Annotated in this window: 1 rRNA gene (running past one end of the window); it reads right to left on the reverse strand. The window is 45.9% G+C overall.

Features of this window, described 5'->3' with window-relative positions:
• A 23S ribosomal RNA gene (locus tag C7Y69_RS21230) occupies positions 1 to 527 on the reverse strand; it reaches 2,370 nt to the left of the window's first position.
• Positions 528 to 708 lie beyond the last annotated feature (181 nt).

The following is a 708-nucleotide window of genomic DNA, read 5'->3' on the forward strand; positions in this document are numbered from 1 at the left end:
GCTCCCACTGCTTGTACGTATACGGTTTCAGGTTCTATTTCACTCCCCTCACAGGGGTTCTTTTCGCCTTTCCCTCACGGTACTGGTTCACTATCGGTCAGTTAGGAGTATTTAGCCTTGGAGGATGGTCCCCCCATATTCAGTCAAGATAACACGTGTCCCGACCTACTCGATTTCACAAAAACAAACACTTCGTGTACAGGGCTATCACCTTGTATCGCGCCACTTCCCAGAGGCTTCCACTACGTTCATAATTGCTTAAGGGCTAATCCCCGTTCGCTCGCCGCTACTAGGGGAATCTCGGTTGATTTCTTTTCCTAAGGGTACTTAGATGTTTCAGTTCCCCTCGTTCGCCTCGTTACACTATATATTCATGTAACGATACCTATAAATAGGTGGGTTTCCCCATTCGGACATCTGTGGCTCAAATGCATTTTGTCGGCTCACCACAGCTTTTCGCAGACTTACACGTCCTTCATCGCCTCTAACTGCCAAGGCATCCACCGTATACGCTTAGTCACTTAACCATACAACCCCAAATGGCCTTCGTTAACACTTCCTATTCTTCCTAAATTTTCCTCGTTCGCTCAGTTACATACTAAAAGTATGTGCCTTCGCTTACTCGTCGATTTAGTCGACTAGAAACTGTTACCTCGACCATTGCACTAATAAGCACCGAAGTGTTATTAAAACAATGATTGAGCGAAG

It is taken from the genome of Alteromonas sp. KS69, assembly GCF_003989595.1.
GTDB classification, from domain to species: Bacteria; Pseudomonadota; Gammaproteobacteria; order Enterobacterales; family Alteromonadaceae; genus Alteromonas; species Alteromonas naphthalenivorans.